25 protein-coding genes are annotated in these 23,872 nt (G+C 37.5%); 3 read left to right on the top strand and 22 right to left on the bottom strand.

Going from position 1 to position 23,872, the window contains the following annotated elements:
• Positions 1–158: 158 nt before the first annotated feature.
• Together recU and AC3RV6_RS06985 are read left to right on the top strand one after the other, a co-directional pair.
• Positions 159–782: a Holliday junction resolvase RecU gene (gene recU / locus AC3RV6_RS06990; protein ID WP_489748730.1), complete on the top strand. Its 624-nt coding sequence runs from the start codon at positions 159–161 to the stop codon at positions 780–782.
• 9 nt (positions 783–791) lie between these two features.
• Positions 792–3,440: a PBP1A family penicillin-binding protein gene (locus AC3RV6_RS06985; RefSeq protein ID WP_489748729.1), complete on the top strand. Its 2,649-nt coding sequence runs from the start codon at positions 792–794 to the stop codon at positions 3,438–3,440.
• A gap of 97 nt (positions 3,441–3,537) precedes the next feature.
• Here AC3RV6_RS06985 and AC3RV6_RS06980 read toward each other — a convergent pair whose 3' ends face one another.
• The 14 genes from AC3RV6_RS06980 to AC3RV6_RS06915 all read right to left on the bottom strand — a co-directional run bounded on the left by AC3RV6_RS06980 (position 3,538) and on the right by AC3RV6_RS06915 (position 16,860).
• Complete coding sequence (locus AC3RV6_RS06980) at positions 3,538–3,873, bottom strand: YpoC family protein (RefSeq protein WP_489748728.1); 336 nt, start codon at positions 3,871–3,873, stop codon at positions 3,538–3,540.
• Between the two features lies 1 nt (position 3,874).
• The gene (gene nth / locus AC3RV6_RS06975) at positions 3,875–4,528 is read right to left on the bottom strand and encodes an endonuclease III (RefSeq protein ID WP_489748727.1); all 654 of its coding nucleotides are present in this window, start codon (positions 4,526–4,528) and stop codon (positions 3,875–3,877) included.
• A gap of 8 nt (positions 4,529–4,536) precedes the next feature.
• Positions 4,537–5,247, bottom strand: a complete 711-nt coding sequence (locus tag AC3RV6_RS06970) for a DnaD domain protein (protein ID WP_489748726.1) — start codon at positions 5,245–5,247, stop codon at positions 4,537–4,539.
• A gap of 141 nt (positions 5,248–5,388) precedes the next feature.
• On the bottom strand, positions 5,389–6,582 hold the full coding sequence (locus AC3RV6_RS06965) for a pyridoxal phosphate-dependent aminotransferase (protein ID WP_489748725.1): 1,194 nt from the start codon (positions 6,580–6,582) through the stop codon (positions 5,389–5,391).
• A 13-nt stretch (positions 6,583–6,595) separates the two neighbouring features.
• The gene (locus AC3RV6_RS06960) at positions 6,596–7,075 is read right to left on the bottom strand and encodes a cell wall elongation regulator TseB-like domain-containing protein (protein ID WP_489748724.1); all 480 of its coding nucleotides are present in this window, start codon (positions 7,073–7,075) and stop codon (positions 6,596–6,598) included.
• Between the two features lie 43 nt (positions 7,076–7,118).
• Entirely contained in the window at positions 7,119–9,902 is a 2,784-nt protein-coding gene (gene dinG, locus AC3RV6_RS06955) for an ATP-dependent DNA helicase DinG (RefSeq protein ID WP_489748723.1), read from the bottom strand.
• Positions 9,903–10,038: 136 nt separating this feature from the next.
• Positions 10,039–10,419: an aspartate 1-decarboxylase gene (gene panD / locus AC3RV6_RS06950; RefSeq protein WP_489748722.1), complete on the bottom strand. Its 381-nt coding sequence runs from the start codon at positions 10,417–10,419 to the stop codon at positions 10,039–10,041.
• A 5-nt stretch (positions 10,420–10,424) separates the two neighbouring features.
• Positions 10,425–11,285 carry a pantoate--beta-alanine ligase gene (panC, locus tag AC3RV6_RS06945; RefSeq protein WP_489748721.1) on the bottom strand — a complete coding sequence of 287 codons (861 nt, stop codon included), beginning with the start codon at positions 11,283–11,285 and terminating at the stop codon, positions 10,425–10,427.
• On the bottom strand, positions 11,275–12,120 hold the full coding sequence (gene panB / locus AC3RV6_RS06940) for a 3-methyl-2-oxobutanoate hydroxymethyltransferase (RefSeq protein WP_489749206.1): 846 nt from the start codon (positions 12,118–12,120) through the stop codon (positions 11,275–11,277). Before panB ends, panC begins: the two co-directional genes overlap by 11 nt.
• Before the next feature lie 318 nt (positions 12,121–12,438).
• Entirely contained in the window at positions 12,439–13,413 is a 975-nt protein-coding gene (locus AC3RV6_RS06935; RefSeq protein WP_489748720.1) for a biotin--[acetyl-CoA-carboxylase] ligase, read from the bottom strand.
• On the bottom strand, positions 13,403–14,593 hold the full coding sequence (locus tag AC3RV6_RS06930) for a CCA tRNA nucleotidyltransferase (protein ID WP_489748719.1): 1,191 nt from the start codon (positions 14,591–14,593) through the stop codon (positions 13,403–13,405). Before AC3RV6_RS06930 ends, AC3RV6_RS06935 begins: the two co-directional genes overlap by 11 nt.
• A complete protein-coding gene (bshA, locus tag AC3RV6_RS06925) occupies positions 14,590–15,723 on the bottom strand; it encodes an N-acetyl-alpha-D-glucosaminyl L-malate synthase BshA (RefSeq protein ID WP_489748718.1) in 1,134 nt (377 codons plus the stop codon). Before bshA ends, AC3RV6_RS06930 begins: the two co-directional genes overlap by 4 nt.
• Before the next feature lie 19 nt (positions 15,724–15,742).
• On the bottom strand, positions 15,743–16,543 hold the full coding sequence (gene dapB / locus AC3RV6_RS06920; RefSeq protein WP_489748717.1) for a 4-hydroxy-tetrahydrodipicolinate reductase: 801 nt from the start codon (positions 16,541–16,543) through the stop codon (positions 15,743–15,745).
• On the bottom strand, positions 16,540–16,860 hold the full coding sequence (locus AC3RV6_RS06915; protein ID WP_489749205.1) for a nucleotide pyrophosphohydrolase: 321 nt from the start codon (positions 16,858–16,860) through the stop codon (positions 16,540–16,542). Before AC3RV6_RS06915 ends, dapB begins: the two co-directional genes overlap by 4 nt.
• A 126-nt stretch (positions 16,861–16,986) precedes the next feature.
• Here AC3RV6_RS06915 and AC3RV6_RS06910 point away from each other — a divergent pair, with 126 nt between their 5' ends.
• The gene (locus AC3RV6_RS06910) at positions 16,987–17,859 is read left to right on the top strand and encodes a YitT family protein (protein WP_489748716.1); all 873 of its coding nucleotides are present in this window, start codon (positions 16,987–16,989) and stop codon (positions 17,857–17,859) included.
• Positions 17,860–17,916: 57 nt separating this feature from the next.
• Here AC3RV6_RS06910 and AC3RV6_RS06905 read toward each other — a convergent pair whose 3' ends face one another.
• The 8 genes from AC3RV6_RS06905 to AC3RV6_RS06870 all read right to left on the bottom strand — a co-directional run bounded on the left by AC3RV6_RS06905 (position 17,917) and on the right by AC3RV6_RS06870 (position 23,864).
• On the bottom strand, positions 17,917–18,585 hold the full coding sequence (locus AC3RV6_RS06905; protein ID WP_489748715.1) for a zinc metallopeptidase: 669 nt from the start codon (positions 18,583–18,585) through the stop codon (positions 17,917–17,919).
• A gap of 70 nt (positions 18,586–18,655) precedes the next feature.
• A complete protein-coding gene (gene lhaT / locus AC3RV6_RS06900; protein ID WP_489748714.1) occupies positions 18,656–19,261 on the bottom strand; it encodes a lipoprotein heptaprenylglyceryl N-acetyltransferase LhaT in 606 nt (201 codons plus the stop codon).
• 126 nt (positions 19,262–19,387) lie between these two features.
• A complete protein-coding gene (locus AC3RV6_RS06895; protein WP_489748713.1) occupies positions 19,388–20,149 on the bottom strand; it encodes a c-type cytochrome in 762 nt (253 codons plus the stop codon).
• Positions 20,150–20,197: 48 nt separating this feature from the next.
• On the bottom strand, positions 20,198–20,872 hold the full coding sequence (gene qcrB, locus AC3RV6_RS06890) for a menaquinol-cytochrome c reductase cytochrome b subunit (protein ID WP_489748712.1): 675 nt from the start codon (positions 20,870–20,872) through the stop codon (positions 20,198–20,200).
• A gap of 23 nt (positions 20,873–20,895) precedes the next feature.
• On the bottom strand, positions 20,896–21,396 hold the full coding sequence (locus tag AC3RV6_RS06885; protein WP_489748711.1) for a Rieske (2Fe-2S) protein: 501 nt from the start codon (positions 21,394–21,396) through the stop codon (positions 20,896–20,898).
• Between the two features lie 147 nt (positions 21,397–21,543).
• Positions 21,544–21,993: a DUF2487 family protein gene (locus AC3RV6_RS06880; protein WP_489748710.1), complete on the bottom strand. Its 450-nt coding sequence runs from the start codon at positions 21,991–21,993 to the stop codon at positions 21,544–21,546.
• 46 nt (positions 21,994–22,039) lie between these two features.
• Complete coding sequence (locus AC3RV6_RS06875) at positions 22,040–22,594, bottom strand: ReoY family proteolytic degradation factor (RefSeq protein WP_489748709.1); 555 nt, start codon at positions 22,592–22,594, stop codon at positions 22,040–22,042.
• Between the two features lies 1 nt (position 22,595).
• Positions 22,596–23,864: a tetratricopeptide repeat protein gene (locus tag AC3RV6_RS06870; RefSeq protein ID WP_489748708.1), complete on the bottom strand. Its 1,269-nt coding sequence runs from the start codon at positions 23,862–23,864 to the stop codon at positions 22,596–22,598.
• Between the last annotated feature and the right edge of the window lie 8 nt (positions 23,865–23,872).

Raw genomic sequence — 23,872 nt, 5'->3', positions numbered from 1 at the left:
GATTCTTTCTTTTATTTTATCAGATAATGTCTATGTTCTCCATCTTATAGAGAATGTGCGTTCCGCAATCACGACAAAAATTCGTTGAATATCGGAACTTAACTTATGCTTAACCGTCTTATGCTTGTGGTATAGTAAGTAAATGTGAGGTGGTTTGAATGACTATACGCTATCCTAACGGCAAAAAGTATGTACCTGTCCAAGCTGCCGAAAAAAGAAAAATAGTGAATCATTCTTATAGTAACAGAGGTAAAACTTTGGAAGATGAACTAAGTGAATCAAATGATTATTACTTGAATCACAGTATTGCTGTCATTCATAAAAAACCTGTACCAGTTCAAATTGTTAAGGTAAATTACCCAGCGCGAAGTGCCGCTGTCATTACAGAAGCATACTTTCGTACCCCTTCAACAACAGACTTTAACGGCGTATGGAACGGCCATTATCTGGACTTTGAAGCGAAAGAAACAAAAAGTGAAACGTCATTCCCGCTACAAAATATCCACACGCATCAAGTTGAACATATGAAAAATGTAACCAATCAACAAGGTATCGCTTTTTTAATCGTTAGATTCTCTTCCCTTGATCGTTATTTCATAGTTTCTTATGATATTTTCGAGACTAAATGGGACAGAATGAAAGTGGGCGGAAGGAAATCAATTGCACTCTATGAATTTGAAGAAGAGACTATAGAAATAAAACCTGGTTTTATGCCCAGATTAGATTATTTACATGCACTACCCTCTATAGTAGAAAATAATGATGGATTGATTGAAAGGTAGGAATTATATATGAGTGATCAAATAAATTCAAGAACTGAGCGACGTAAAGCTCAAGAAACAACTAATAAAAGAAAACGTAAACCGAAGAATTCGAAAAGTATTATAAAGAAAATAATTTTAACTGTTGTAGCGATCGGATTCGCAGTCTTAATTGGCGGAGCAGGACTATTCGCATTTTACGCAAGTACAGCTCCTGAACTCGATGAAGAGTTATTGAAAGATCCGTTGTCTTCAAACATAGTTGCTAGTAATGGAGATTTAATCTTAAAAACTGGAACTGAAAAGAGAAAATATATTCCTTATGATCAAATTCCTAAACCTTTAGAAGAAGCTATTTTAGCAACTGAAGATGTTCGCTTTTACTCTCACCATGGCATGGACTTTTACAGACTTGGTGGTGCAGTTTTAGCTAATTTACGAAGCGGCTTCGGTTCACAAGGTGCAAGTACACTTACACAACAAGTTATTAAAAACTCGTTTTTAAAAAATGATAAAACGTTAAAGAGAAAAGCACAAGAAGCATGGCTTGCGTTCCAACTAGAGCGCAAATATGAAAAAGAAGAAATTTTTGAAATGTATTTCAATAAAATCCTAATGTCAGGGAATCAATATGGTATTGGTACAGCTGCTGATTTTTTCTATGGTAAGGAACTTAATGAGCTTGACTTAAGTGAAATGGCAATGTTAGCCGGACTTCCACAAAGTCCAAATGGTTATAACCCTTACACAAACCCTGAACGCGCCGAAAAACGACGTAATGTTGTTCTTGGCTTAATGGTTCAACATAAGAAAATTACATCTAAGGAAGCGGAAACAGCTAAGGCAATACCAGTCGTAGCTAGTCTTTTGTCTGAAGAAGAAAGAAAGAAAGATGACAATACAAAGTATGCTGCATTCATAGATGTTGTTTATGATGAATTAGAAGAAAAAGGTATGCTAGATATACTTTCCGAAGGTGTAACAATTCAAACAACACTAGATATAACTGCGCAAGAATCTGTTGAATCTGCGTTAAAGTCTGATATCTACGCAAACGAAAATATGGAAGCTGGTCTTACAGTACTTGACACAAAAACTGGTGCAATTGTAGCTGTCGGAGGTGGACGTAATTTCTCCACAGGTCTCTTTAATGTGGCAACAAAGGAAAAAAGACAACCAGGATCATCAATTAAACCAATATTATCATATGGGCCTGCAGTTGAATATTTGAATTGGTCAACTGGTCAAACGATTCAAGATACAGCATACAACTATCAAGGAACGAAACCACCACAGGCGGTTCGCAATGTTGATAGAAAATATAAAGGGCCTGTTACTATGCGTGAAGCACTCTACGATTCTCGTAATGTTCCAGCTGTCAAAACATACGAAGAAGTTGGGCGTGGAAAAGCAGTCGATTTCGCCGCAAAACTTGGTATACCACTCGAAAATGAATTTCCAGCTAACGCTCTAGGTGGTACTGATGAATTTTCAACAATGCAAATAGCGGGTGCTTATGCTGCTTTCGGAAATGATGGTTTTTTTACAAAACCACACGCAATCACAACTATAACTTTTCGGGACGGGAAAACTGTTCTAACTGAAACACCTGAATCAGTTGCTGTTATGAAAGATTCAACAGCTTATATGGTGACTGATATGTTAAGAGATGTTCTATCAAAAGGAACTGGAACACGTGCAGCAATCTCTGGTTTAGACGTTGCTGGTAAAACAGGAACGACTAATGAGGCAAAGGATTCGTGGTTTGCAGGGTATACAACCGATTATACAATTGCGGCATGGGGCGGCTATCGAGATCGTTCGCCAATGGAAAGTTTTGACGGTGAACGTTATGTTCCACAAGACTTGTTTAATGCTGTAATGAGCGATATTTCTGCAGGGAAAAATACAGCTCAGTTCAAAAGACCATCATCAGTTGAAGAAGCGGACATCCAGTATGGCTCTGACCCACTCAAACTAGCAAGTTCTTCAACGCCTTCGAATTTAAGGCGCACAGAGCTATTTGTGAAAGGTACGTTACCAACGAAAGTTGTTGAGGAAATTGAGGAACCAATGGTACTTCAAGCACCTACAAATTTAACAGCTGAATATGATGAAGATAATTTCTCTATCGACTTGCAATGGGATCATGAAGAACCAGATTCTGATGATTTTGATGGCGATGTCGAATTTATTGTTTATGCTAGTGCCGATGGCGGAGGAATGAAAGAGATAACGAGGTCATCTAATGATTCCATTGAATTTACTGGTGTTGAAGAAGGTAAAAATTATACATTCAATGTTATCGCTACTATTGGCGAACTGCAGAGTAGTCCCGCTTCTATTAGCATATTAATATCAGGTCAAGAAGAACCTCCTGAACAGGAACCGGAAGAACCGGATATTGATGATGACGAGAATAAAGATAAGGATAAAGACAAGGATAAAGATAAGGATGAGAACAACGGGAACAATGGGAATAATGGGAACAATAATGATTCCAACAACGGGAACAATAACGGAAATCCGGGTAATGGAAACAATAACGGAAATCCGGGTAATGGAAACAATAACAACGGAGTTCCACCTATTGACCCAAACACTGATCAGAACCCTGTTGTTCCAGGTCAAGATGAAGATAACGCCAATCCAAGTAATGAAGATACCAATAATAACTAAAAAATAGATAGAGTTTAGATTTAGTGTAAAACTTTAATGTTGTCAAGCAAACAAAGTAAAAGCTGAAGTCCCGTAAAACTAACGGGACTTCAGCTTTTTATTTCATTTTAATAGAGATTCTTGCAGCCTTTTTCTTTGTTTCAGTAAAAAGCGCATCTAGTTGAATATATGCATAATGACTAGCGATTCTATCTTTTATAAACTCAAATCGCTCCTCGCCATTTAATGGCATTAAGATATATAAATCCAATCCCGTTCGTTCATTTATTTCTTTCCCACCATATTCCAATAACTTTGTATAAGTATGAATAGCATCTTTCATTAACTCTAAAGCACGGTCATCTTTATCATCATAAAATGTTTTTATTTGTTCATTTACTGATTCCCACTCTTCATAATAAGGTGCTAAATTTTCAGCGGATAAACGATTCACTTTAGTTAGCCTCCACTTTCATACGCTTCTTTCCTTCTCTACATATAGAAAGAAGTGGGCAAATGTCACATCCTGGATTTCTCGCTTTACAATGATAACGCCCAAAAAATATAATTTGATGATGTGTATCTGTCCAATTATCAACCGGTGTCCAACGCATAATTTTTTCTTCAACAACAAGCGGAGAATCTTTCCACCGGTTTAACCCTAAACGCTTAGCTACTCGTTCTACATGTGTGTCTACTGCTAGTGCAGGTATTCCAAAAGCATTTGAAACGACTACATTTGCAGTTTTTCTTCCGACACCCGGGAAGGTCATTAAGGTGTCACGATTTGCGGGTACAATCCCTGCATAATCATCTATCAATAGTTGACTAAGCGCTTGAATATTTTTAGCTTTGTTTCGATATAGTCCAATTGAGCGTATATCCATTTGGAGTTCTTCGTTCTCTACCGCTAAATAATCTTCAGGTGTCTTATACTTTTTGAAGAGTTCTGCTGTTACACGGTTTACTAAAACGTCTGTACATTGGGCGGAAAGTAATGTTGCAACTAATAACTCAAATGGATTATCATGAACTAATTCACAATGTGCATCTGGAAACATTTCGGCAAACTGTTCAAGTGAATATTCCCATAGTTTTTTTGTCAGCATCTTATCACCTAATCCCGTTCTTCTAACCAGTTGTAAAAAGGTACATGTTTGACTTTAACTGCTTGACTTTCCTGTACATTACGCATACCAACTGTCCGAAACTTCTTCGTCTGTCTTTCTACATCAGATAAAGTCTTCACTTTTTTCTTTTTCCATTCAAAAAGAATTCGATCAATATATCGGAGGCTTACTTTATCTGCAAGTACAGCCTCCTTCAATGCCGCTCGAATAATTTCAACGGAATGACCATCTTCATCAAGCCACATCGATATTGACTCAGTTTCCATTGGCGACAAAAACCGTCCAAACTCTTGTTCAAACAACGAAAAAATCTCGCCTTCAGCAAGTTTTTCACTTTCAGCAATGACTTTATTCTCCGTTTGGACCACTTTATTCATCAAATGATTCCATAGGGGTTGTAATGAAATGGCTTCGAATAGCATACCCGTTGCATCTTCGCCTTGGGTTATTTGAATATGACCACGTTGCATCAACCCTTGTAAAATCGTCGACACTTCATTTTCAGTTAAACTCATTCTTTCTGCTAATTCTGTTGGTGTTGGAAAATCATTCCCATTTGCTTTAAAAGCAGCCAAATGCATAATGAGCATAGCATCTAAATCCTTTATTCCTAAACTTTTATAGTTATGAAAAAAAAGCTGGGAAATGTTAACACTTCCCTGCTCAATCCATATTTGGAGTCGCTCTTCGTGTTGCATATCCGAGCTCCTTTCATTATATCAATTACACTAAGGAGGAATTAGCTTTTATTCCTCCCCAAGGCATAATGTGTCCAGACTTTTTCGAGCTTGAGGCGTACAAAGAGGAATTGTACATCATACCGCCTTGTACGTTTTAACTTACTCTTTCCAATTCGCTTCAACAAATGAACGAATACGTTGAATTGCTTCTTCAATTAATTCAATTGAAGTTGCATAAGACAAACGGATTGTCCCAGGTGCACCGAATCCTGAACCAGGTATGACCGCAACTTTCGCTTCAGTTAGTAATGCAGTTGCGAAATCATCAACATTTGCATAACCAGTTTTTTCAATCGCTTCAGATACTTCAGGAAGTAAATAAAAAGCACCTTGTGGTTTAAGCACATTAAATCCCGGAATCGCAGCAAGCTGAGGGTAGACTTTATCTAGGCGTGTTTCAAAATCTTGCCTCATTTCTTTTACCGTGTCCTGAGGGCCATTATATGCTTCAATTGCAGCGTATTGCGATGTTGTTGTTGGGTTCGATGTTGAATGACTTGCAAGATTCGTCATGGCTTTGACAATTCTTTCATCACCTGCGATATAACCAATTCGCCAACCCGTCATTGCATGTGATTTTGAAACACCATTAATGATTAAAGTACGGCTTTTAGCATCTTCCGATAACTCTGCTATTGAAATATGCTTTTCACCAGCATAAACAAGCTTTTCGTATATCTCATCAGAAACTATCCATATATCTTTTTCTTTACATATATTAGCAATTTCGGTCAATTCATCTTTTGAATAAATCATCCCAGTTGGATTACCTGGTGAATTCAAAATAACAGCTTTTGTTCTACTCGTAACTGCGTTATTAATTTGGTCTGCAGTAATTTTAAATTTTGCTGAAGCCGTCCCTTCAATAATGACTGGAACACCGCCAGCAAGCTTTACTTGTTCAGGATAACTAACCCAGTAAGGAGATGGGATGATTACTTCATCGTCCGGATCAAGCAGAACTTGAAATAATGTGAAAAGGACGTGTTTTGCACCGATTCCTATCATTATTTCATTACGATTATAGTTAAGTCCTTGATCTCTTTCTAATTTATTAATGACAGCATCTTTTAACTCAACTAAACCACCTGATGGCGTATACTTAGTTTTGCCATCGTACATTGATTTTGTTGCTGCTTCAAGTATATTATTAGGTGTATTATAATCTGGTTCGCCTGCACCAAGACCGATAATATCAATACCCGACTTTCTCATCTCCGCAGCTTTCGCTGTAATTGCAAGTGTTGTCGACGGTGTTAGTGTGCTAACCCTAGAGGCTAATTGGATTTTCAACTAAATCACTCCCTTATAAATTTAATATTCTTTTCCACCACTGTCCATTTTCAAAAAAAACATATACATAGTTAAGTTTATCACCTTCACTTGTAAAGACGACTTCCCAAACCGGTTCTTCTTCCTCAATGCCGAGTGTGACATGAAGAACATCCTCGATTTGAAGTTCTTTCCTAACTACCTTTATTGCTTCTTCAGCCGTAATACCATCAGCAAGTTTCACTGACTCATATTCTCCATCCTTCTCATTGTTTACAAATAATGCAATTTCTTCACCGTCTTTATTAAGTCCAATAACCGTCATCAATGCAACAGCACCATTGTATGACTGAACAGAATTAACTGACACTACTTGGCCAGAAGCAATTGCCTCTTCTTTTGCCACATTAGTTGCGGCGGCGAAAGGTTTATTCGCATTAAAAAAAATCGTAATTACGATAATTGATGTCAATGCAATTAGAAAGACTGATATAAATTTAATCCAATTTACCATATCATTCACTTCCTATAATGTGAAACTTCAATTTGTTTAAATTCTACTCGAATCTATTATAGCAATTTTCAAGTTCTTTAACCATTACTTCAAGAGGTACATTTTTAATTGGCACATTAGGCAAAGACTCTAGAAATCGATTTCCATATGACTTTGTTTCAATTCGTTTATCTAAAATTATAAAAAATCCTTTATCCTCAGATGAGCGAATAAGTCGACCGAATCCTTGTCGTAGCCGCATAACAGCTTCAGGCAAAGCATATTCTCCGAATGAATTTTTCCCTTCAGCTGCTAACTTCTTAGCCTTCGCTTTAAATATAGGTTCTTCTGGAGAAGAGAATGGAAGCCTAACAACGATGACAGCTGAAAGTGCATCACCTGGTACATCAACGCCCTCCCAAAAGCTACTCGTTCCAAAAAGTACTGAATTGCCGAATTGGCGGAATGACTTTAACAGTTTCATACGGCTGCCAGGTGTAATACCTTGTGCAAACAGAGCATACTCTTCCAATTGTCTACTTTCGACAATTAGTTCAAATGTTTTTCTAAGCATATCTTTTGATGTGAAAAGAACAAATAACTTTCCCCCTGTTGCCATAACAGTTTGAATGATAGCATCCGTCATTGCTTCGATATATTCTGACTGGGACACTTGCTGAATGTCCGGCATATCTTTAACAATAAATATTTTTGCACCTGCATAAAAGTTTTTTGGCGCATCGAAAGTAAGTAAAGGGACCTGTTCATCTACGCCTAGCTGGTTTGGTATGTATCTTGTGTTATCACAAATTGATAATGTCCCTGAAGTCCAAACAATACCAGTATTTTGTTCCTTTAATGAATCAATTAATTTCCGAATGATTATTGTGCCGTCAAGAGGTCGTTTAACTATAATTAAACTACCTGGGATACTACGTTTGTCTTTTTCCATCCATACAGCATAATCCGGAAAGTCTTTCTCCAAAAATAGTTCTACCCAATCCGCCACTTTAATTTTTAACTCTTGAATCCAATACGACCATTCCGAAAGAAGCGCTTGCTCATTATTTGTCATATTATCTGTATGAATTGTTAAGCGTCTATCGACTGACTCCAAAATATCTATATAGTCCTTCATGGTAACTACTACCTTAGAAAAATAACCATTCATATTTTCTAATTCATTTAGCATATAAACCTTTCGATTACCTTGCTGCCGCTTATCATTATGAGGTTCAAAATACGCAAGAATCCCGATTGCTTTGTCAAAGCTATCTGTAAACTCAGCATATGACGCCATTAAAGATGATTTTGAGTGCATTAAATGAATGCTTAGTCTATTAGCAAGTGAATATATTTGGTACATCAAATGTCCTTCAGCTTCTGATCCTATTTGCCCCATAATATATTTCCAATTCGTATAAGAAAAAACTGTCTCATTAAATTGTGAAGCTGTTTGCACAAACTGATGTGCCTCATCGACAATAAGCCCAGTCAAAGAGCTAAATAATGGCTTATTTCTATTTATATCCGCTAAAAGCATCGAATGGTTAGTAATTATAACATTTGATTGATTACAATCTATCATATGCCGACTGTAGTAATCAGCCTCTGGTTCATCAATTGCCATTTTTCTCGATCTATTTCGAATACGGTCTACGAATAGCTGACCCCCACCAGAAACATTTAATTCTTCGAGATCGCCTGTAACAGTTTCTGTGAGCCAAACCAATACTTGCATGATTGTAAACGTTTCATCGTAAGATTCTTCTGATATAATAAGCAATTCCTGAAATTTACCCAGGGAAACATATTGTTCTTTCCCCTTTATCACAACTGCCGTTAAATCCGCACCTATAATCAGACGAAGCTTATCGAGTTCTTCTTCAAGAATCTTATCAGCCAAATAATTTGTATATGTACTTATAACAACAGGCTTACCAGTCGTTATTGAGCGAATAGCCGCAGGTAAAAGATAGGCAATTGTCTTCCCTATACCTGTCGGAACTTCTGCTGCAATTTCTGATTCATTTACTAGCGTATCCCAAACCGCATCCATAAATCTATACTGAGATTCCCTATATTCAAAAGATGGGAAAGCTTTTTTAAATTGAATTGTTTTCTCTTCATCATCTACTGGATATGAAAGTTCCTTTAATACACATCTATCCACATTCGCTCTTTTTTTATAAGGAATATTTCTGAAAGTAGCAAAATCAGACCCCTCTATTTTATTCCTGACGGCTTTCAATGCTGCGTAAAATAAAGAAGATAAATCAGTTTTTAAATGAAAAGACCGCTTATGCAGCAATTCCAATGTACCTTCTGGAAGTGAATGAAGCTTTTTGTTGCATGCGAGTAAAAGCTTGCTTGTCGCTTCTGCATCGTCATCTGCTCTATGCGCAGACGGCAAAGGAATTTCTAATTCTTCAGCAATATCTTGTAATCGATAGCTTGGAGAAGAAGGGTAAACGATTTTAGAAAGCTCTACCGTATCTATTATTTGGCCAGACCATTTAGCAATTCCACATCTTCCAAATTCGCTTTGAAGAAACGGTAAATCAAAATCAGTATTATGCGCGACAAATATTGCCCCTTCAAGGCGTTGTCTAACTTCAACAGCAATATCTTCAAAATACGGCGCATTTTCAACGTCTTTATCCGATATATTTGTGAGTTGTCGAATAAATGCAGGTATTTTTTGACCTGGATTAACGAATTTAACATATTTATCACAGATTTCTCCATTTTCAATTAAAACAATTGCGATTTGAATTATTCTATCCCCATTTATTGGCGAATGTCCAGTCGTTTCTAAATCAACAACCGCATATTTTTTAGTATTCATATGATCATCAACTTCCCATAACCCCTATAATCATTGCACACTTGATTATATCATAATTAGAACCTTTCGTTCATCACAATAGTTAATTTAGCCACGGCTTAATTGATTCTCGATTTTTCAAGCTAATTAAATTCATCTAAATTGTCATTCCAGGGGCTTCAGTAATAATCTGCTCAATTTTATTGTTCTTATCCATAATAAGAACAGTTGGCACATGGTCTTGGACCTCTTCGTCTGCCAAATAGACATAAGATAATATAATGACGATATCACCTTTTTGTACAAGACGAGATGCTGCACCATTTACACAAATAACCCCGCTCCCGCGTTCACCTGCAATAATATACGTTTCAAATCGTGCGCCATTATTATTATTGACGACATGGACTTTTTCATTAGGATACATACCCGCTGCATCTAGTAGCTCGCTGTCTATCGTAATGCTTCCTACGTAATTAAGATCTGCTTCCGTCACCGTCGCACGGTGTAATTTACTTCCCATCATCATTCTAAACACTTATTTCATCCCCTAATTGTCATAATGATATTATCGATTAACCTAACTTTTTCAAATTGAATAGCACAAGCGAGAATTGCCTCTTTCGTTTCAGGCACAATCGGTGTTAGCGTTGGGTAAGCAAGTAATGATACATAGTCGATCTTTCCAGAACTATTTTCTGTAATTAATCGTGAAACTGTTTTTTTAATAACTTCAGCTGATTGACCTTCATAGAACAATATTTCCCCTTTTTTTAACGATTCCTGAATAATAGGTGCTTCTAATCTTTCACTGTCAGCTAAATTAACATTACGTGAACTCTTTGCAAGACCATCTTCTTCACGAACAATTGGGACACGAATAATTTGCGTTCTAATGTTGAATTCTCTGACAAATGTTTCAATTATAGCCAACTGTTGCGCATCTTTCATACCAAAATAAGCATAATCGGGTTCTACAATATTAAATAATTTGAGCACAACTTTTAACACACCATCAAAATGACCCGGTCTTGAAGCACCACAAAGTACAGTTGATTGTGGACCAGGCAAAATGCGAATGCCGCCATCTTGAGGATACATCTCTATATTTTCAGGAATGAATAGAATATCGACGCCAGATTCTTTTGCTTTAATTGCATCATTTTTTTCATCGCGTGGATATGCATCATAATCCTCATTTGGTCCAAACTGCGCTGGATTTACAAAAATACTCATGACCACAATATCATTTTTTTCACGAGCCTTTTTAACAAGTGACAGATGTCCTTCATGTAAAAAACCCATAGTCGGAACCAAACCGATTGTTTGTTTGTCTCGTTTTTTTTCATCCAGCATTACTTGTAGTTCACTGATTGTACGAACAATACGCATACTATTTCCCACTTAACAAACCTCCGTACAACTCCGTTAATTGTTCATCGGCCATTGTAAAATGGTGCTGCTCCGCTGGAAATGTACCTTCTTTAACAGATGCTACATAAGCAGTAATTCCATCATGAATTTCCGATCCGACATCTGCATATTGCTTGACGAATTTAGGTATATGATGGTTGCCGTACTTTATCATATCGTGAAAAACAAGCACTTGACCGTCCGCCTCAACGCCAGCTCCTATTCCAATCACCGGAATAGATACTGCAGCTACAACTTCTTTTGTTAGCTGGTGTGGGATACATTCAAGAACCAACATGAATGCTCCAGCCTCTTCACAAGCGAGCGCATCACTTATAAGTTGATTAGCTGCTTGTGCTGTCTTCCCTTGAACTTTATACCCCCCTGTAACTCCCGCAAGTTGTGGTAGTAACCCTAGATGACCAACCACTGGAATTCCAGACGTTGTGAGTAATTTTATTTTATTAATTACTTCGCCTGCTCCTTCTACTTTAAGCGCATTCGCTCCGGTTTCTTGAAAGATTCTAAGCGCCTCTTCTAAAGTCCGATTCGATGAGCCATGATATGACCCAAAAGGCATGTCAACAACGACAAATGTGTCCTTTGCACCTCTTTTAACAGCTTTACCATGATGGATCATTTCATCCACAGTAACGAATGCTGTCGATTCATAGCCTAATACAACCATACCAAGAGAGTCTCCCACTAAAATTAAGTCCACACCTGCGTCTTGTACTATCTTCGCAGAAGGATAATCGTATGCAGTCACCATAGCAATTTTGTTATTATCACGTTTCATTTCTATAAAACTAGTTGTAGTTTTCATCATTTTCTCCTCTCTAGGAAAAAACCAGAAGATAAAAACCCTTCTATCCAATAAAAATGGACAGAAGGGTTGCGTAATCATCATTAGATGGTTTCCTCCGTCCCTGTCTTTTTGAAAGATCAAGGCAGATATTTTTAATTTTCATAATAAGTTACACCAATAGTAATTTAGTGTAGATTATTTTCGAACTCAAAGCTTATAGAGAAGAACGAAAATCAATTCCACCCAGCAGACTTTAACTAAGTGTTATTTAGGTGCGATTCATTTAAGATACCGCCCTTAGAACTAACTATATCAAATCATTTTAACACTGTACACTTATTGTTTCTGTATTTCAATATCTGCTGAATAAATACCTCGAATAGTTCCATCATCCAACTTCAATTCAAGCATACCATCTTCTGAAATCCCAAGTGCAATACCTTCAATCGTCTCGTTCAACATAACTGCACGAATTCGACGGCCGGCTGTATTTGAAAAACCTTCCCACAGAAGTTTAATTGGACTAAAGCCGTTTGTCACATATATATCCGTGTACACCTCAAGATATTCCAGTGTTTTGGCAATCAATTCCGCACGATTCACAACTTTTCCACCGATAATATGAAGTGACGTTGCAATCGTTTTTAATTCCTCCGGAAACTCATCTAATGTTTGATTAACATTTATGCCTATACCTAAAATTATCGCTTTTACACGGTCAGGATCCGCTTGCAGTTCAGTTAATATTCCCGTAACTTTTTTCCCGTCAAACAAAATATCATTTGGCCATTTGATATACGGATTTAAACCTGTCACTGCATGAATCGCCTGTGTTACAGCAACAGCAGCCACAAGCGTCATTTGCGGCGCTTGCTGAGGCGTAAGAGAAGGACGTGTAATGACACTCATCCAAATTCCTTTACGAGCAGCGGAATCCCACGGTCGAGACATTCTACCTTTTCCTGATGTTTGTTCTTCCGCAATAATAACAGTTCCATCCGGAGCGCCATTTTGTGCTTCATCATGGGCAATTATTTGTGTTGAAGAACAAGTTTCAACGTAATCAATTCTTTGTCCATATGACTTAGTCGTCAAATACTTTTTCACATTTGCTTCATTTACCCGGTCAGGAACGGTAATTAAGTAATAGCCCTTTTTTCTAACTGTTCCAATTTCATAGCCTTCTTTTTCGAAGTCTTTTACATATTTCCATATCGCAGTTCTAGACAACCCGAATTCATCAGCTATCTCCTGCCCAGATACTGGCTGACCATCAGCTTCATGCAATCGTTTTAAAAATTCATTTTTCACGTTTGAACTCATAAGTAAACCAGTCCTTTATTTTATTTGGCTCATTTTCTAACTTTCCATGTAACACGGACTTCTCAATTTTACTAATCCAAAACCCCGTCCACTTCCCACCAGCCAATCCTGTCCATTCCATAAGGATTTTCCCATCAATCGAGAGATCCTTAATAGATCGAATTGGAAGATTCTGCTTCGCTTCTTCTATAGTCTCATCAGCTATAAGTTGAGTTTCCGGATTTATTGCATGGTAAAACTTTTCAACTACTTTTAAAACAGCTAACTCATTTGTGTAATATTCCTCAATAGAATACATTGTCGTTTCTCTTATTTCATATAAGTTTTTCACCGCTTTGATAAACTTCTCTTCATCATTTGATAGTTTATACGCTTTCCCAAAAGCAGACGGGGCGAACTCACCTATAACCGCTAAAAAAGCCCATCCTTCTACAGGTTTTTCAAATGGAATGACATGATTCAGTCCTTCTAGATTGGCTGGAAAAATAGGAAAAGACTTACTTAAGCCGGATTGCGTTAAGTACTCAAAAGCCTGCACGACATTTTCGCCGGTATATAGTTTATCCAATTCAATTTTCAATCGTTCTATGGAGACAAAACGAATTTGATCAGCATTATCACAAATCGCTTGAAAAGTAATATCTTCAATATCAAAACCTAGTACTGAAGAAAAACGAACAGCACGTACCATCCTGAGTGCATCTTCACTAAAACGTTTTTCAGCCATACCGACTGCACGCACTAAATTATTCGCCATATCAACTTTACCATTAAACAAGTCAATAACTCGACCTTCTGCAGTCATCGCAAGTGCGTTCATTGTAAAGTCACGACGGAGCAAGTCCTCTTTAAGTGATTTCACAAATTTCACTTTATCTGGACGACGGTGATCCGTATATGTGCTTTCTGTACGGTAAGTTGTTACTTCAATTTGTTCACTATCTATAAGCACAAGAACCGTTCCGTGCTCAATACCAACATCTACTGTATTTGAAAATACTTCTTTTACTTCATTTGGCTCAGCGGAAGTCGCAATATCAAAATCCTTTGCTTTTTTCCCTAAAATAAAATCACGAACTGCACCACCAACAAAAACAGCTTCATAACCGGCTTCTTCAAGTCGATGAATTACTTTATAACTCGCTTTACTACCAAATTGATTGTTCATAACTGACCAACTACTTCATAATATAACTTCTCGTACTGGTTGACGATTCCCGTCGAACAAAACTTTTGCTTTGCAGCAATGATTCCATTCTTACTAAACTTTTTAAGCAACGTATCATTTTGAAGAAGTAAAAGACTTTTTTCAACTGCCGCATCAACATCGCCGTACGGCACTAAAAAGCCGGTTTTTCCATCATCAATGACTTCAGGCATCCCACCAACAATTGTTGCAATAGAAGGTACTCCACAAGCGAGTGCTTCTAGAATAACAAGGCCGAAAGCTTCTTGTTTTGACAAATGAATCATTAAGTCACTAATCGCTAAGAGTTCAGGCATATCATTTCGTGTGCCTGTAAAAATAACTTTTTCTTGAAGATTTAAATCTGCTACGAGTCTTTCAATATGTTCTTTTTCAGGACCTTCACCTACAAGAAGTAGTTTCACATCCATTACATTAGAGATTTGATTAAATGTATTTATAATATCAGGGATATTTTTTACATCTCTAAAATTCGAAATATGTATAACTACTTTTTCTTCATCTTTAATACCAAGATCGACTTTCAACGTCCCAGGATTAACAGGTATATATAGACTTTCATCAATAAAATTATATATGAGTTCAATTTCTTTATTCGGTTTGATTAATTCATGCGTATCTTTAATAAGTGATTTAGACACCGCTGTTACAATTGTCGATTTATCAATTCCGTAGCGGACTGTATTGCGAAGCCCTGGGTCATGACCAAGAATCGTCACATCAGTTCCGTGAAGCGTCGTAATTACACCAATGTCTGATTCTGCCATATCTTTCCCTAATGCTGCTGAGACCGCGTGGGGCATCGCATAATGAACGTGGAGAAGATCCAGCTGTTCAGAGTCAATTACTTGGGCAATACGATTTGCAAGCGCTATGTCATAAGGTGGATATTTAAACACTGAATAACCTTCAATTGTAACTTCATGTAAGTGAATATTTTCGTGTTTATCAAGAAGTCTAAATGGTTTGCTTGACGTTATATAATGTAACTCATGACCCCTGTTAGCAAGCATAATGCCAAGCTCAGTCGCTACAACGCCAGAACCACCGAGAGAAGGATAGCAGATAACGCCGATTTTTAATTTTCTCAAGCCAAACCATCCTTTCAACCTACTCGATAATATTCTCTAGACCGTAAATTAGGTTGTCCCGATTAACTACATCTCGAATTGCCATAATTACACCTGGCATAAAACAACTCCTGTCAAACGAATCATGTCGAATTGTTAACAACTCACCAACACTTCCGAGCAACACTTCCTGATGGGCAAGGAGTCCTGGGAGACGTATGCTATGTATTTTCATTCCTTCAATGTCAGCTCCACGTGCACCAGCCATTTGCTCTTTTTCATCAGAATGGCCTTGAATATGCGGCTTTCTCACATCCATAATCATTTCTGCCGTTTTCATAGCTGTTCCAGAAGGTGCATCGACTTTTTGATCATGATGGGACTCAATAATCTCAATATCTCCAAGATAACGCGCAGCCATAGCAGAAAACTTCATCATTAAAACAGCGCCAATTGAAAAATTCGGTGCTATAATAGCCCCAATCTTTTTTTCTTTAGCGAATGCAGATAAAGCTTCAATACTATCAAATGATAAACCAGAAGTGCCGACAACTGGACGAATCCCAAATGAAATTGCCTGGTGCATATTTCGATATACAGCTTCTGGATCCGTCAAGTCGAGTAAAACATCAGGTTTTGTTTTGTCCATCATCTTATCAAATGTTGTAAAAATGGGTATACCACTATTATCATCGTTTACGCCAGAATTATTTAAGTAAAGACCAGCGAATTTATAATCTAGTGCTGCTACAATTTCTATATCGGTTATTTCAGTCAATGCTTTTACTGCAGCTGTGCCCATTCGACCTCGAGCTCCTGCGATTGCAACTTTAATTGTCATATTGTTTTCTCCTTTTTTGTCCAGCGATCAGCATCACGCTCTTTAAATTTTTCAAGAACAGTTGTGAGCGCATTTTCAAGATTAATTCCTTGTGAATTTGCAAAACATACAAGTACAAAGAGTAAGTCACCCGTTTCCTCTTCAAGGGAACGGATTGCTTCCTCCGGCTTTTTCTTCTTAACGCCGTAAACATTTTGGACTTCCCTTGATAATTCACCTAATTCTTCAGTAAGCCTAGCAAGTAGTTCCAGTGGAGGAAAATACCCTTCTTCAAAACCATTTATGTATAAATCAACTTCCTCTTGTAATTTTACCATTGTCTTATCATTTTCCACACGTATTCGCCTCCCAATCTTTATCGTATAAATTTATAGCACTGTTGTCAAAAATATGAATAAAGATGATAATAGAAATAATGTTTTAAAAAGAAAGGTTGGAATGAAATGCTCGGAAGTATTAAATTTAAAAATATATTCTTTATTTTAATTGGATCGGCAATATTTAGCTTTGGACTTGTTCATTTTAATATTCAAAATGAATTAGCAGAAGGCGGTTTCACCGGAATCACGCTTATTCTATTATTCGCTTTTAATTGGGATCCCGCACTAATGAATCTACTTTTAAACATTCCTATGTTTATAGTTGGTTGGAAACTATTGGGGCGCACCTCATTTATTTATACAGTGATTGGAACAGTTGCAGTGTCTGTGTTTTTAAAAATCTTTATGATTTATCAGATTGATATTCATATGAAAGATGATATGGTACTTGTCGCATTGTTTGCAGGTGTTTTCATAGGTGTTGGCCTCGGTATTATTTTCAGGTACGGCGGAACTACTGGCGGGGTTGATATTATTGCCAGACTCGCCCATAAATATTTCGGGTGGGCCATGGGTAAAACAATGTTTCTTTTTGATGCCGTCGTTATCTTATTATCCTGGATTATTTACCTTAACTCTCGTTCAATGATGTATACGCTTGTTGCTGTTTTTGTTGCTGCTCGTGTCATCGATTTTGTTCAAGAGGGTGCCTACGCAGCTAGAGGCGCATTTATTATCTCTACAAAACAGGACGAAATCGCAACGAAGATTACAAAGGAAATGGGTCGCGGCGTAACTGTTTTAACTGGCTATGGGCATTTTACAAAGTCCAAAAGGGAAGTTCTCTATTGTGTTGTCGGTCGGAATGAAATTGTTCGATTAAAAAACATTATTTCAACCATAGATGAGTTTGCATTTGTCTCATTAATAGAAGTTAATGACGTCATGGGAGAAGGATTCACACTAGATGAACAGAGAAAACCGTTAAACCCTTAGTTTTGATTAGAAAAAGGTCCATCCCACACTTAATAGGGATGGACCTTTTTCTTCTGTTTAATCTCTATTTGTAAAGATTAGAAGAAGTCGAACGAGTTCAAGAACCGCAACTGCAGCTGCAGCTACATAAGTCATTGCTGCCGCACTAAGTACTTTTTTAGCGTGAACTTCTTCTTCGTTGTTAATTATTCCTAATGAAACAATTTGATCCATCGCTCTACTAGAAGCATTAAATTCGACTGGTAATGTTACTAATTGGAACACTACTCCAACTGCGAGAAGCGCGATACCAATCCCAAGCAACGAATTCATCGACGAGAAAATAACCCCAATCATAATGAATATCCAAGATGCTTTTGATGTAATATTTGCGACTGGAACAAGCCTGTGACGGAACTTAAGAAAAGCATAAGCCTCTTGGTCCTGTATTGCGTGTCCAACTTCATGTGCAGCTATTGCTGTGCCCGCTACAGATGCTTCTCGGTAATTATGAGTAGACAGCGCTACGATTTTTGTTATAGGGTTATAATGGTCACTTAAGAACCCCTGAGATTCAACGACTTTAACATTTTGTAATCCATTCTGATCTAATATATGTCTTGCCACTTGAGCACCCGTCATTCCCGATGTCGAGCGAACTTTCGAATACTTTTTATATGTGCTTTTCACTTTAAATTGCGCATAAACTGGTAATAAAATGATGAGCCCTAGGTACAAAAAGAACATCTCAAACTTCCTCCTCTTTATCTATAGTTTCATTTTATATCGCAAGCTTCTACTTTTCAACTTTTTACTATTATTTGATATTGTTTGTTAAACGTCTTTTCCAAACAAAATAAGCAAGCGCAATACAAACAATAGATAACCAAAATGTAAAATAACCAATTTGATTACTATATTTCATCACATCCCCATAGATTGGCATTTGTCCAAAAACATAATCAATAACGTCATTATGTAATGTCCAAATAGCCGCAATAACGATTTGTACAAAACTAAACTTATAGAACCTAAAATACAGAATTGCTTGAACAGCCATTGCAAAATGAGAACCAATTAACATCCATCCTACAGGCCCGATAGAACCTGTTTCTATAAGGGTTAGGATATTCAATACGACAGCCCAAAGACCATATTTTACAAGCGTAATAAGCGCAAGCGCTTCCATAAGTTTAAAGTTTTTCCCGATTATCCACCCAATTATAGCTAAAGAAAAAAACAAGCTAGCAGTTGGGCTATCAGGAACAAAGATCCAAAACTTTGGCTCTGTAATAACCAATTGCCACATATACCAATCATATCCGTAAACGGTTCCTAATATATTAACGATTAATAAAATCCAAAGAAATGATTTATGGGATAAAATTAGCCAAATACGATTTATTAATGAAATAGTGAACACCTACCTCTTTATAGAAATACGTCATTATGTACAAAAAAAAGAGTCAGTTACCTGACTCTTTTTGATTAAGAGTCAGTTACCTAACTCTTTTTAATTAAGAGTCAGTTACCTAACTCTTTTTAATTATTACTGATTTAAACTTTCAATGAACTCTGAAAGCACTTTTAAGTCTTCATCTGAGCCATCCCAAGATGGAGGCATTTTACCATTCTCAGTACCATTTACAGCAATATCTGCAATCTCTTCAGCTGTATGGCCATTATTTACTAACGGCTTACCTAAGCCACCTTCAAATGAACCACCATGACAACTAATACAAGATGAACCCGCATAGATTTGATAACCTTCTGCATCCATATCGAATTCAGCTTCTTCAACGATTGCTCCTTGAAGTTTTTGTTTCTCCCAATCATGGTTTGCAACTGATTCCCATGTTAAGAAAATAAGTGCAGCTACTGCAAGTAGCATAAATGCTGTTGGAAGCGGACGTTTAATCGGACGACGCTCTTTTGATGTATCCATAAATGGAACAAGCATTAAAGCACCGATTGCAAGTCCTGGCATAATAATTGCACCAACAATGTTCCACGGTCCTGAAGCAAACGAATATTTCAATAACTGATACATTGAAAGGAAATACCAATCTGGTACCGGTATGTACATTGTATCGGTCGGATCCGCTTGACGTTCAAGTGGTGCTGGATGAGCTAAAGTTAATACTAAATATCCAATTAAGAAAACGGCTCCTACTAACCATTCTTTCAAAAGAAAGTTTGGCCAGAAAGCTTCAGTTTTCCCAGGATACTCTGAGTAATCCTTAGGAACATTTGGTTTCTTTTGAGTAATTCGGGAGTCCCCTACAAATTTCATCCCTTTTCCGCGATGCATATTGTCCCCTCCTTTTTAAAATCGATTTAACATCGATAGACACTGTTCTTATAGTGGTCCTGAAATACCTTGTCTTCTAATAAAGATAAAGTGTGCCGCAAGCAACCCAAGCAAAGCAGCTGGTAGGAAGAATACATGAATCGCGAAAAAGCGTGTCAAGGTTTGAGCACCTAGAATTTGAGTGTCTCCTGCAAGGAGCATCTTAATCTGATCCCCGATAAACGGCACAGATGCTGCAATTTCAATACCTACTTTTGTAGCGAATAATGCCTTCATATCCCATGGTAATAAATAACCTGTGAAACCAAGTCCAAGCATCGTAACGAAGATTAAAACTCCAACGACCCAATTTAACTCACGAGGCTTCTTATAAGAACCTGTAAAGAATACACGTAATGTGTGGAGGAACATCATTACAATAACAAGCGACGCTCCCCAGTGATGCATCCCACGCACGATTTCACCGAATGCTACTTCATTTTGAAGGTAGTAAACGGACTTCCAAGCATTTTCAATATCCGGCGTATAGTACATCGTTAAAAACATACCAGATAGGATCTGAATAACTGTGACGAAAAACGTCAATCCCCCGAAACAATAAATAAATGCTGAAAAGTGATGCGCAGGGTTTACGTGCTCAGGTACTTCGTGGTCAGCGATATCGCGCCAAATCGGGGTGATATCCAACCGTTCGTCAACCCAATCATAAATTTTGTTTAGCACTTCGGTCGTACCCCCTTACATTTTTAGACTAATGTGTTCGGTTTTGTTACTCCAAGATGGACGTATCCGTCTTCTACCAGTACTTCATATTCATCCAACGGTCCAATTGGCGGTGTACCTTTTATGTTTTCGCCGTTTTTCTTATAGCGACCCCCGTGGCATGGACAGAAGTATTCGTTCGGATCTTCATCTCCCCAGTTCACAGTACAACCAAGATGCTTACAAACAGGAGAAAGTGCTACGATTCTATCGCCATCTTTATACACCCAAGCAGTATACGATACATCTGAATGGTACCAACCATCTTTACGATCTACAATTGTATAATCGACTCGAACAGGCGTATCAGTTAGCTCGTCCACTTTTTGTGGTGTTGCAGTGAAGGCTCCATCACCCTCTTTTTGTAATACCGGATCAATTGCGAATCGAACCATTGGCATTAGCATTCCGGAAGCCATAAAACCACCGACACCCATAAGCGAATAGCTAAGGAATTGGCGTCTTGATACTCGTTTCTTACTCATCATTTCCCTCCTCTTACTTAAAGGTCAGTCCAATGGACATACTTTTGCTAAATGTAATACTAGGACACTTCTATGATAGCTTAATTATCCTCAAAATTCAATGTAACTCTACATACTATAACAAACTTTGTGAACAAATATTGACTTTTATCCCTCTGCCCATTTCTTAGTAAGTAAAGGCATAACTTGAATTAGCTGATCCTCGATAACTGATTGCTTTAATTTCCGGTCCATATTTTCTAAAGGCAACGAAGGAAGCCAGATAACTTCACCAGGTAGTTCAACGGATTTCCAGTTGGCATCCGCCGTTATGTAGAAGACATATTTAAAATTCATTGCGCTAATATCATTCGAAAGTAACGATCCCATTTGTTCCAAATCAACTGATTGTGTATAAGAGAATGGCGGCATTAGCATGATTCGTCCTTTAAATTGAGTCTCAATAAACGTTGTTACATTCGTCAAAAATTCTGTTGAAGAAGAACTACTTTTCATTTTTTCTGGATCCGTATCGATTTTATAAAGCGGTACAAGTAGTGAGTCGATATAATCTTTTTGTTGAATATATACATCCATATCTTTTGCTGTCCAGTTCATCGGTTTATCCTCCTTAAAATAAACGACTCCATCCTGGTAGATGGAGTCAAGAATTCCTTTTTTCTCGCAATTCATTAAGCATACTACAAAGATGAATAAATTGCTCCTTATCATTCGCGTCTAACGCTTCATCAATTTTTCTCTTCAATACTTCCTCTGTCAACATAGCAATACTCTCTTCAAGCAACAGTTCTGCCGTTCGTTTGTCTTTTTCGCTCACTTGTAAATAGGACGGAAGGAAAGGATTTTCTTCACGCACACTTGCAAAACGTGCACATGTATGACTACTTGGAAAGTTGAGCTGGATATACATTTTTTCTTTAGGGTACAGTCTTAAATCATGAAAAGACTTTTCTGCATCTGCAGTCATTAAATTACCTTTATAAAAACGAAACGGAATACTTTCAGTTTCCGTTGTGGAAATCACCATTGCCCTAGGGCAATAATGAGCCTCGTCAGTAAAGTGAACACTTTGTAGAAGCTCTTCATGGCTAAGAAGATAATTTAAAATCCAGACACACTCACGGCGTTTTAATTTGTATCGCTTTAGAAACCATCGTACAAATTCCTTCTTCGCAGCGACTGGAATCATAGCCGTCATATCACACCTCCTCGTCAGATTGCGCTTCAAGAAAGGCTCTCCAATTCTGATCCTCTGGAAAGAGTGTCACTAATTGATTAACGACCACAATAGCTTCACTCCGCTTCCCTTCCTCAATTAGAAAGTTTGCGTAATTCCCCAGAAATTCATGATCTTCCTTCATTTCACTATATGCCTCGCTATATGATTCGTATGCATCTATATAACGTTCGGTACGTTCATAAGCATATGCACAAAAAGCTTTTAAAAGTGATGGCATATCTTCTTTTTCAGGTTCCATATATGCCAGAAGTTCTAGTAAGAGTTCATCTTGTTCTTGTTCATTATATAAAGAAGCCAAAACAATAAGTGCTTCCATATATTCTGGATCGAGTACAAGCGCTTCTCTTAGATGGGTTTCAGCCTCTTTAATTAGACCAAGTTTTAAAGCTGATTTACCCGCGGACAGCTGTAGTTCTTTATCATATTCATCCCTTCGAATACCATTTTGATAAACCTTGTATGCAGCCTCATCGTCACCTACAAGAGATTTTGCTTGTCCTAATAAAATATAAGCCGAAAAATAGTCCGGATCAATTTCAATCAATTGATCAAGCAATATAACTGCCCTGTCTGGTTGATTACTTTGATAATAAGCGAAGGCGGCTCCGAAAAGTGTGTCAGGTAATGCTTTCTCTTCTAACAACTCCTCGTAATAAGGAATTGCTTCTTCGTAAGCGCCTCCAGAACTATAAGTTTCCGCTAATCTCGAACTAATACTTACGTCACTAATAACATCTGTCTGCTCTTTTAATTCAAGAAAAAATCTCGCAGCTTCTCCGTACTTACCAGCATCAAGAAGGAGCTCTGCATAAGCAAACTGAATCACAGGTTCCTCAGGATCAAGCGAGTGTGCTTCTTTAACCTTGCTAAAGGCAGATTCCGCCATTCCAGTCATATTATAATAATCAGCAAGCGCAAGAAGAGCCTGAATATACTCTTCATCATCCTCTGTAACTTCTGTTAGAAGTAACAGCGCCTGGTCTTCTTCTCCTAATTCAATTAAAGTACTTGCACGGTCAATTTTTAATTGAGCCTCATTTGGCAAGTGCATAAGCAATGTTTGATAAATCCGATCGGCTTCTTCAATAAATCCATAAGCTACTAATACATCTGCTACTTCGTATAACATATCAAAGTCAGTAGATTCCATGAGTTTATCAAGTAGGAGTGCTAGCGCATCTAAATCGCCTTGTTGAATAATTTGTTCAACTTCTAGAAGTTGTTCCATATTTTCAC

This window comes from Sporosarcina sp. So3-204, from assembly GCF_058068165.1.
Note: the sequence above shows the minus strand (reverse complement) of the source record. Positions and strands in the feature narration are given on the sequence as shown.

Coding starts and splice junctions, on each gene's coding strand:
- recU (WP_489748730.1), top strand. CDS start 159: ATGACTATACGCTATCCTAACGGCAAAAAGTATGTACCTGTCCAAGCT.
- AC3RV6_RS06985 (WP_489748729.1), top strand. CDS start 792: ATGAGTGATCAAATAAATTCAAGAACTGAGCGACGTAAAGCTCAAGAA.
- nth (WP_489748727.1), bottom strand. CDS start 4,528: ATGCTGACAAAAAAACTATGGGAATATTCACTTGAACAGTTTGCCGAA.
- AC3RV6_RS06970 (WP_489748726.1), bottom strand. CDS start 5,247: ATGCAACACGAAGAGCGACTCCAAATATGGATTGAGCAGGGAAGTGTT.
- AC3RV6_RS06960 (WP_489748724.1), bottom strand. CDS start 7,075: ATGGTAAATTGGATTAAATTTATATCAGTCTTTCTAATTGCATTGACA.
- dinG (WP_489748723.1), bottom strand. CDS start 9,902: ATGAATACTAAAAAATATGCGGTTGTTGATTTAGAAACGACTGGACAT.
- panB (WP_489749206.1), bottom strand. CDS start 12,120: ATGAAAACTACAACTAGTTTTATAGAAATGAAACGTGATAATAACAAA.
- AC3RV6_RS06930 (WP_489748719.1), bottom strand. CDS start 14,593: ATGAACAATCAATTTGGTAGTAAAGCGAGTTATAAAGTAATTCATCGA.
- dapB (WP_489748717.1), bottom strand. CDS start 16,543: ATGACAATTAAAGTTGCAATCGCAGGAGCTCGAGGTCGAATGGGCACA.
- AC3RV6_RS06915 (WP_489749205.1), bottom strand. CDS start 16,860: ATGGTAAAATTACAAGAGGAAGTTGATTTATACATAAATGGTTTTGAA.
- AC3RV6_RS06910 (WP_489748716.1), top strand. CDS start 16,987: ATGCTCGGAAGTATTAAATTTAAAAATATATTCTTTATTTTAATTGGA.
- AC3RV6_RS06905 (WP_489748715.1), bottom strand. CDS start 18,585: ATGTTCTTTTTGTACCTAGGGCTCATCATTTTATTACCAGTTTATGCG.
- AC3RV6_RS06895 (WP_489748713.1), bottom strand. CDS start 20,149: ATGCATCGCGGAAAAGGGATGAAATTTGTAGGGGACTCCCGAATTACT.
- AC3RV6_RS06885 (WP_489748711.1), bottom strand. CDS start 21,396: ATGAGTAAGAAACGAGTATCAAGACGCCAATTCCTTAGCTATTCGCTT.
- AC3RV6_RS06880 (WP_489748710.1), bottom strand. CDS start 21,993: ATGAACTGGACAGCAAAAGATATGGATGTATATATTCAACAAAAAGAT.
- AC3RV6_RS06875 (WP_489748709.1), bottom strand. CDS start 22,594: ATGACGGCTATGATTCCAGTCGCTGCGAAGAAGGAATTTGTACGATGG.
- AC3RV6_RS06870 (WP_489748708.1), bottom strand. CDS start 23,864: ATGGAACAACTTCTAGAAGTTGAACAAATTATTCAACAAGGCGATTTA.